Origin of the sequence: Nesterenkonia flava (genome assembly GCF_031432335.1) — a bacterium.
Taxonomy (GTDB): Bacteria; Actinomycetota; Actinomycetes; order Actinomycetales; family Micrococcaceae; genus Nesterenkonia; species Nesterenkonia flava.
In genome coordinates this window covers 22,721-31,774 of the sequence record NZ_JAVKGT010000031.1, presented here as the reverse complement: position 1 = coordinate 31,774, position 9,054 = coordinate 22,721, and the positions used below count along the sequence as shown (strand labels likewise).

Annotated in this window: 6 protein-coding genes; 5 read left to right on the top strand and 1 reads right to left on the bottom strand. The window is 64.2% G+C overall.

What is annotated here, in order from left to right:
- The first annotated feature begins 158 nt into the window (after positions 1-158).
- The 5 genes from RH857_RS11025 to uvrB all read left to right on the top strand — a co-directional run bounded on the left by RH857_RS11025 (position 159) and on the right by uvrB (position 8,399).
- Positions 159-1,538, top strand: coding sequence for a GNAT family N-acetyltransferase (locus RH857_RS11025; protein ID WP_310538022.1), 1,380 nt, complete (start codon positions 159-161; stop codon positions 1,536-1,538).
- A 212-nt stretch (positions 1,539-1,750) separates the two neighbouring features.
- Positions 1,751-3,244, top strand: a complete 1,494-nt coding sequence (gene rpsA, locus RH857_RS11020; RefSeq protein ID WP_310538021.1) for a 30S ribosomal protein S1 — start codon at positions 1,751-1,753, stop codon at positions 3,242-3,244.
- A 342-nt stretch (positions 3,245-3,586) separates the two neighbouring features.
- Entirely contained in the window at positions 3,587-5,521 is a 1,935-nt protein-coding gene (locus RH857_RS11015) for a BCCT family transporter (RefSeq protein WP_310538020.1), read from the top strand.
- Between the two features lie 90 nt (positions 5,522-5,611).
- On the top strand, positions 5,612-6,241 hold the full coding sequence (coaE, locus tag RH857_RS11010; protein WP_310538019.1) for a dephospho-CoA kinase: 630 nt from the start codon (positions 5,612-5,614) through the stop codon (positions 6,239-6,241).
- Between the two features lie 10 nt (positions 6,242-6,251).
- Positions 6,252-8,399, top strand: coding sequence for an excinuclease ABC subunit UvrB (gene uvrB / locus RH857_RS11005; RefSeq protein WP_310538018.1), 2,148 nt, complete (start codon positions 6,252-6,254; stop codon positions 8,397-8,399).
- 10 nt (positions 8,400-8,409) lie between these two features.
- Here the strand turns inward: uvrB and RH857_RS11000 are convergent, their stop codons facing one another.
- Positions 8,410-9,018: a DNA-3-methyladenine glycosylase I gene (locus tag RH857_RS11000; RefSeq protein ID WP_310538017.1), complete on the bottom strand. Its 609-nt coding sequence runs from the start codon at positions 9,016-9,018 to the stop codon at positions 8,410-8,412.
- Positions 9,019-9,054 lie beyond the last annotated feature (36 nt).

The window sequence follows — 9,054 nt, the reverse complement described above, 5'->3', positions numbered from 1 at the left end:
GTTCTGTCACCGATGTGTTGATACGGAACTGTCACCGATGTCTTGAGACTTCACACGGCGGCTGCGGTGCATAGGTGGGGTGCGGAAGGTGGAGAGCCATGCGCGAGGCCGGTCGGAAGACGGGGGAATTCCAGCGGCGCGGGCTTTAGGCTGACACTGTGAGCATCGACTTCGCGCCCCGCATCCCCGCCATCGCCCCCTTGGCCGAGGGGCTGGTGTCCCGCAGCTTTCCGGCGGCCCAGAGCCCGGACGGAACACCCGAGACCGCGACCGAGGCCTTTGTGCGCACGGTGAGCTACAACTTCTACCACGGCTGGAAGAGCACCGAGCAGGTGCGTCGTTCAGTGGCCGCCTCCGTCGCCGACGGGCGGCAGCTGCACGGGGTCTATCTTGACCCGGGATTTGCCTCCCTGGAGCCTTGGGGCGAGACGTACGAGACGCTCGGGTTCGATGCAGAGCATCCGGTAGGCACGTTCGTCGACTACGACAAGACTCTCAACGCCGCCGGGCCTGACCTGCTTCCGGCCCGGCTCATCACCGGGGTCGGGGTCAGTCCCAGCTTTCGCCGACGCGGCATCCTCAAGCACATGATGACCAGCGCGCTGGCCCGGGCCGTGTCCGACGGGATGCCCGTGGCGGCACTGACTGCGAGTGAAGGGCCCATCTACGGGCGCTTCGGATTCGGTGTAGCCACCAGAGAAGCTGAGATTGAACTGGATCTGCGCCCCGGGGGAGAGGGATTCGCCCTGCGCACCCCGCCCACCGGCCGGGTCCTGGTCATCGACCCCACCAAGGGCCGCGAGGCCTTCGAACGCATCTTCGCCGCCTTCCACGCCGGCACGCGTGGATCGGTCGATCGTCAGGAGAGGTACTACCGGCACGACACCGCAGAATGGGCCCCCGACGACTTCAGCTCCAGCGACAAGAAGCTCCGCGGCGCCGTCCATGTGCACGACGACGGCACCCTCGGAGGCTATGTGGTCTACAGCTTCGAGGGCTGGGAGGCTGAACCCACCACGATGCGCATTTCCAGCCTGGTGGCCGCGGATCCGCGCAGCAGCATTGAGTTGTGGCGCTTCATCGCCGATCTCGACATCGTGCACCGGGCCACCTGGCACACCGCTCCCGCGGAGGATCCTCTCACCCAGGCGCTGCTGACACCGCGAACCCGGGCGACCCGGAACATCAACGACATGCTCTGGGTGCGAATCCTCAATCCCATGACCGCGCTGCAGGGGCGGGCCTGGGGCGCTGACGGCCAGTTCACGCTCACCCTCACCGACCCCCTGGAGATCTGCGACGGCACCTTCGCGGTCACGGTCAACAGCGGCACAGCCCAGGTGGCTTCCGTCCCAACCCCCGGTAAGCAGCACTTCACCATGGATGCCGAAACGCTCGGCGCGCTGTACCTGGGCGATGTCTCAGTGCTTACCATGCGCGCTGCCGGACGGATCACCGGCGCCGACGACGCCGACTGGAAGGCCTTCTCCGCGACGTTTGATCTGCCCACCGCGCCATACTGCGCCACCCACTTCTGAGAATCTCCGCCCTTCCGTGCGCGCCGTGCGACGAGAGCCCGTCTAGCACAGTTGAAGGAGATTGCCGCAGCAGTATAGACTGGCCGGGCGCGTTCTGCGCACAGAGTCGATCTTCAGACTGTTACCTGTCCATCGCTCGGTGCGGGGCCTTGTGCCTCAAGCAAGACCGTGCACTGACCAACTCAACAATCCATCATCGGAGCCCCTACTACATGACCACCACCGCAACCGCACCCGGTGCCCCGCAGGTCGCCATCAACGATATCGGAAGCGCCGAGGAGTTCCTCGCCGCCGTCGACGCGACCATGAAGTACTTCAACGACGGCGACATGGTCGAAGGCACCATCGTCAAGGTTGACCGTGACGAAGTCCTCCTGGACATCGGGTACAAGACTGAAGGCGTCATCCCGTCCCGCGAGCTGTCCATCAAGCACGATGTTGACCCGGACGAGGTCGTCGCCGTCGGTGATCAGGTCGAGGCCCTGGTTCTCCAGAAGGAGGACAAGGAAGGCCGCCTGATTCTGTCGAAGAAGCGCGCACAGTACGAGCGCGCCTGGGGCGACATCGAGCGCATCAAGGAGGAGGACGGCGTCGTCACCGGCACCGTCATCGAGGTCGTCAAGGGCGGCCTCATCCTCGACATCGGCCTGCGCGGCTTCCTCCCCGCCTCCCTGGTGGAGATGCGCCGCGTGCGCGATCTGGCCCCCTACATCGGCCAGGAGATCGAAGCCAAGATCATCGAGCTGGACAAGAACCGCAACAACGTGGTGCTGTCCCGCCGTGCATGGCTGGAGCAGACCCAATCCGAGGTCCGCTCCTCCTTCCTCAACAAGCTGGAGCGCGGTCAGGTCCGCAACGGCGTCGTGTCCTCCATCGTCAACTTCGGTGCCTTCGTGGACCTGGGCGGCGTGGACGGCCTGGTGCACGTCTCCGAGCTGTCCTGGAAGCACATCGACCACCCGAACGAGGTTGTCGAGGTCGGGCAGGAAGTCACCGTCGAGGTGCTCGAGGTGGACATGGACCGCGAGCGCGTCTCCCTGTCCCTGAAGGCCACCCAGGAAGACCCGTGGCAGACCTTCGCCCGCACGCACGCTCTGGGCCAGATCGTGCCCGGCAAGGTCACCAAGCTGGTGCCCTTCGGTGCCTTCGTGCGCGTCGAGGACGGCATCGAGGGTCTGGTGCACATCTCCGAGCTAGCAGTCCGACACGTGGACCTGGCCGAGCAGGTTGTCTCCGTGGGCGACGAGGTGTTCGTCAAGGTCATCGACATCGACCTGGAGCGCCGCCGCATCAGCCTCTCGCTGAAGCAGGCCAACGAGGGCGTGGACCCCGACGCCGAAGAGTTCGACCCCGCGCTCTACGGTATGGACGCCGAGTACGACGAAGAGGGCAACTACAAGTACCCCGAGGGCTTCGATCCCGAGACCAACGAGTGGATGGAGGGCTACGACGAGCAGCGTGCTGCTTGGGAGGCCCAGTACGCCGCCGCTCAGGAGCGCTGGGAGGCTCACAAGGAGCAGGTCCGCAAGGCCATCGACGCCGACGCCGAGGCAGCTGCCGAGGCTTCGGTGGGCGGCGGAGCGCGCAAGTCCTCCGAGCCGGCTCCCTCGAACTACTCCTCTGCTCCCGCCGGCGGCGAGGATGCAGGCACCCTGGCCTCCGACGAGGCTCTGGCTGCTCTGCGCGAGAAGCTCACCGGCAAGTGATTGTTACCAGCTGATTTCAGCTGATCAGAGAAAACCCGTCCCACCTGTGGTGGGGCGGGTTTTCTCGTATCTCGACCCAAATGCTCACATCGTTATGATCTTGAGACCTCACTGCTGAAGCCCCGCCACAGAGGGGATCCGGGCGCGTGAATACTGCGGCTTCAGGGAATCTACAGGCTTTTCGGGGTGATTTCCGGGGGAAACTTTCCTAGCGTGGTGCCGAAACGCCCAGCTCGGCCTGCGCCGAAAGAGGGTCAGAGCCTGGTTGGGCGCCCGCTGTGATTCCGATCCATAGTGGGGCGACGACATTGAGAGACCCGACGTTTCTCACGAAAGGCACCAATGCTCGATAAGGTCCACGACCTTTTCAGATTGCGGACAAACCCGCTGCTGTTCTTCGCGTCCTCGGCGATCATGCTGATCTTTGTGGTCGTGACGCTCATCATCCCTGAAGAGATGGGGAGTTTCTGGGGCAACACGGCGACTTTCATCTTCGACTACTTCGGATGGTTCTTCATCCTGGGTGTCACGATCTTCCTCATCTTCCTGGTCTACATTGCGCTCAGCCGCTTCGGCCGGCTGAAACTGGGTCAGGATGATGAGAAGCCTCAGCACTCGGATATGTCCTGGTTCGGCATGCTCTTCGCCGCCGGAATCGGCACGATCCTCATGTTCTGGGCCGTAGCAGAGCCGGCGAACCACTTCACTAATCCGCCGCGCGGCATTAGTGCCGAGGATGAGGCAGCTGCGGAAGCAGCCATCAGCTCGGCGGGGAGCGAGGAGGCGGCTCTGGAAGCCGCACAGGCGGCCGGGGACTCCGAGCTTGTCCACGCCATTGAAGGCGTCATGGATCAGGTGATCGTCGGCGGCACCGCGGAAGCGGCGTCAGAGGCCATGGGCTTCACCCTCTACCACTTCGGCCTCCACACCTGGACGATCTTTGCGCTCCCGGGACTGGCCTTCGCCTACTTCATCTACAAACGCAACCTGCCCCCGCGGGTCTCCTCCCTCTTTCAGCCGATCCTGGGTGACGGCATCCACGGGCCCATTGGCAAGGCCATCGACATCTTCGCGATTGTGGGCACCATCTTCGGCATCGCGATGTCCGTTGGCCTGGGCACCACCCAGATTCACTCCGGCCTGGCCGCCCGCTTCGACATGTCGGAAGAGGACTGGGCGAAGCTGGTCATCATCGGTGTGGTGACGGTGGTCGCGACGATCTCGGCAGTCCTGGGCATCGACAAGGGCATTAAACGCCTGTCGAACTTCAACATCTACACTGCCATCCTGCTGCTGCTGTTCATTCTCGTCACTGGGCCCACCGTGTTCCTGCTGCGCGGCATGATCGAGTCTGCCGGCGTCTATGCGTCCCTGCTTCCCGAGGTGGCGCTGTGGAACGACACCTTCGCTGACACCGGCTGGCAGCAGAGCTGGACCATCTTCTACTGGGCATGGACCATCGCCTGGGCGCCCTTCGTGGGCATCTTCATCGCCCGAATCTCCCGGGGCCGCAGTGTCCGGCAGTTCGTGGCCGGTGTGCTTGGTCTGCCGACCCTCTTCACCATCATCTGGTTCGGCATCTGGGGCGCCGGTGTCTTCGACATCGAGCTCAACGGCGAAGGCGGGCTGGTCGGCCGAGTAATGGAGGGCGGCTCGGAAACCTCCATGTTCGCCTTCCTTGAGCACTTTCCGCTGGCCACACTGACCTCAGCCATCGCCATCATGCTGGTGGGCATCTTCTTCATCACGTCGCTGGATTCCGCGGCACTGGTGCTTGACGATATGTGCAACGGTTATGACGGCGAGGGCCGCCCCAAGGGAACCACGGCCCCGCACCAGCGTGCCATCTGGACGATCTACATCGGACTCGTGGCCGCCGTGCTGCTGGTGGCTACCGGCGAGGGCGGTTTGAACGTGCTGCGCGATGTGGCTCTCTTCTTCGGCCTCCCGTTCTTCGTGCTGGCCTTCTTCATGATGTACAGCCTCCAGCGCGCGATGAAGGAGGACGCCGGCGAGCTCGGCTTCCTGCGCAGCCGGCGCTGGCTGCAGACCCTGCCGCCCGAAGAGTACGAGCGCCGCATGGAAGAGGCTGACGGCTCCCTGGCAGAAGCGGTGGTTGCCCCGGACTATGCCGAGGGCACCCAGCCGGAGAACGCGCCGGAGATCGAACACGTGGAGCAGCCGCCGGTGGTGGAGGAGTACCGAATCCGAACCGGTGAGACCCCCACGGTGGATCTCACCAATCCCGGTTCCACGGAGATCCCGCCGCGCACCTGAGCCGCGTTCCTGCTCATCCGAAGGCCCGTCCCGCACTCCAGGGGCGGGCCTTCGGCGTGCGGGACATGAAGCTTCTAGACTGTGGACACTATGGGAGATGTGCTGTCAGTGGGACTCACCGGGGGCATCGCCTCAGGAAAATCGGCGGTGTCTGCGCGCATGGCGGAGCGCGGTGCGGCGGTGATCGATGCCGATCTGCTGGCTCGTCAGGTGCTCGAACCCGGAAGTGAGGGCCTGGCGGAGGTGGTGCGCGCCTTCGGGGGCGGGGTCCTGCACCCTGACGGGAGCCTGAACCGCCCGGAGCTGGGGCGGATCGTCTTCGCAGACGATGACGCAAGGGAGCGTCTCAACGCCATCGTGCACCCCAGGGTCCGCGCCCAGGCGGCCCGCCTGCGACAGGCGGCCGCAGCTGACGCCGGAGCCGGGGGAGCGGTGGTGGTCGAGGACATCCCGCTGCTGGTGGAGACCGGGCAGCAGGACCGCTTCGACGTCGTCGTCGTCGTTCAGGCCCCGGCGGAGACGCGCATTCGTCGCATGATGGAGCGTCGAGGAATGTCTCGCCAGGAGGCCGAGTCCCGAATTGCCTCGCAGGCTACTGACGCGGAGAGAGCCGCCGTGGCGGACGTGCTGCTGGAGAACTCCGGAACGCTGGAGGAACTGCAGGCCAGGGTTGATGAGCTGATGGTGAACCTTCATCAGCGTCTCAGGCGGGAAGAGTAGCCTTGTCGGTATGAGTCTTGCGCCCAAGATCAGTCGGACGGTGGCCCCTTTCAAGGTCGAGAGCCCGTACCAGCCTTCCGGCGATCAGCCCAAGGCGATCGAGGAGCTCGCCGAGCGTATCGAGGCCGGTGAGAAGGACGTGGTCCTCATGGGCGCCACCGGCACCGGTAAGTCTGCTACCGCGGCCTGGCTGGTTGAGCGCGTGCAGCGACCCACCCTCATCATGGTCCAGAACAAGACCCTGGCAGCGCAGCTGGCCAACGAGTTCCGCGAGCTGCTGCCCAACAATGCGGTCGAGTACTTCGTCTCCTACTACGACTACTACCAGCCAGAGGCCTATGTGCCCCAGACAGACACCTTCATCGAAAAGGACTCCTCCGTCAACGACGAGGTGGAGAGGCTGCGGCACTCCGCCACGAATGCGCTGCTGACTCGCCGGGACGTCGTCGTGGTGGCCACGGTCTCCTGCATCTACGGCCTGGGCACTCCGGAGGAGTACATCAAGCAGATGGTGCCGCTGAAGCGCGGGGACGTCATCGAGCGCGACCAGCTGCTGCGGCGGTTCGTCGGCATGCAGTACGTGCGCAATGACACGGACTTTCACCGCGGCACCTTCCGCGTGCGCGGGGACACCGTGGAGATCATCCCGATGTACGAGGAGCTCGCGGTCCGCATCGAGTTCTTCGGCGACGAGATCGAAGCCATCTACACCCTTCACCCGCTTACCGGCACGGTGGTGCGCGAAGAGGAAGAGATGTACATCTTCCCCGCCAGCCACTATGTGGCCGGTGACGACCGCATGGCCAAGGCCATCACCAGCATCGAGGATGAGCTGCGTGAGCGGCTGGCGGAGCTGGAATCTCAGAACAAGCTGCTGGAGGCCCAGCGGCTGCGCATGCGCACCACCTACGACCTCGAGATGATGCAGCAGATGGGCTTCTGCAACGGCATCGAAAACTACTCGCTGCACATCGATGGACGCCCGCGGGGCTCTGCACCGCACTGTCTGCTGGACTACTTCCCGGACGACTTCCTGCTGATCGTCGACGAGTCGCATGTGACCATTCCGCAGATCGGCGGTATGTACGAGGGCGATATGTCGCGTAAGCGCACCCTGGTGGAGCATGGCTTCCGGCTGCCTTCCGCCATGGACAACCGACCCCTGAAGTGGGATGAGTTCTTGGAGCGGATCGGCCAGACGGTCTACCTCTCGGCAACCCCCGGCAGCTACGAGCTGGGGCAAGCCGACGGTGTGGTGGAGCAGATCATTCGTCCTACAGGCCTGGTGGATCCGGAAATCGTCGTCAAGCCCACTAAGGGCCAGATCGATGACCTTCTCGGGGAGATCCGCGACAGGACCGCCAAGAATGAGCGCGTGCTGGTGACGACCCTGACCAAGCGCATGGCGGAGGACCTCACCGAGTACCTGCTGGAGCACGGGGTGAAGGTCGAGTATCTTCACTCGGACGTGGACACCCTCAAGCGTGTGGAGATCCTGCGCGAGCTGCGCAAGGGAACCTATGACGTCGTCGTGGGCATCAACCTGCTCCGTGAGGGGTTGGACCTGCCCGAAGTCTCTCTGGTGGCGATCCTGGACGCGGATAAGGAAGGTTTCCTGCGCTCCACGACCTCGCTCATCCAGACGATCGGACGTGCTGCCCGTAACGTTTCTGGGCAAGTGCACATGTACGCGGACAAGATCACCGATTCCATGCGGCGGGCCATCGACGAGACCGAGCGCCGTCGTGAGATTCAGGTCGCGTACAACAAGGAGCACGGCATTGATCCGCGCCCGCTGCAGAAGAAGATCGCCGACATCACCGATCAGCTCGCTCGGGAGGACGCGGATACGGCGGACCTCCTGCAGGGAATGGGCGGTCTGGCCACGGGCTTCACCTACGGCAAGGGACAGCGCGGTTGGACCGGTTTCCAGAAGGACGACGACGGCGACGCTGCGCAGACGGCCGCAGGGCAGGCTGCTGGTGCCGACTCCGTGGCCGCGAAGACGCCCGCGACTGATCTGGCGGATCTTATTGCTCAGCTGACCCAACAGATGCACAACGCGGCCGAGGAACTGAACTTTGAGCTGGCCGCTCGCCTACGCGATGAGATCGGTGACCTGAAGAAGGAGCTGCGGCAGCTCAAGGCCGTCGAGTGACAGCCCGTGCTCAGGGCCGGGCAAAGTGTGCCAGTGCCTTGGCGACCCGCTGCCGAATATGACAATCATACGTGTGATCGTTAACCAGGCCCATGGACTGCATGAAGGCGAAGACCGCGGTGGGGCCGAGGAACTTCCAGCCCTGTTTCTTCAGCACCGTAGCCAATGCGGCGGCTGAGGGGACCGTGGTCAGCTCCTGGGGCGCGCCCAGCTCCGCCATGGAGGGTTCATAGGTCCAGAGGAATCCTGCCAGCGATCCCTCACGGCTGATCAGCTCCTGGGCTTGCCGGGCGTTGTTGATGGCCGCCTCGATCTTAGCGCGGTTGCGGATAATGCCGGCGTTGGCGAGCAGGCGTTCCACGGCGTCGTCATCGAAGGCGGCAACCTTGCTGATGTCGAAGTCCGCAAAGGCTGCACGGAAGTTGTCCCGCTTGTGCAGGATGGTCCGCCAGCTCAGTCCCGACTGAAAACTCTCCAGGCAGAGCTTCTCGAAGAGCCGCCGGTCATCGGCCACTGGAAAGCCCCATTCGGTGTCGTGGTAGGCCTGCATTGCAGCGTCGCTCCCGGCCCAAGGGCAGCGGGGTGGTTCCTCGGTGACGGTCTCTGCGGCAGCGGTCATGGTGGTCTCCTTGCGGTCTGCAGCGGATAGCTGCCT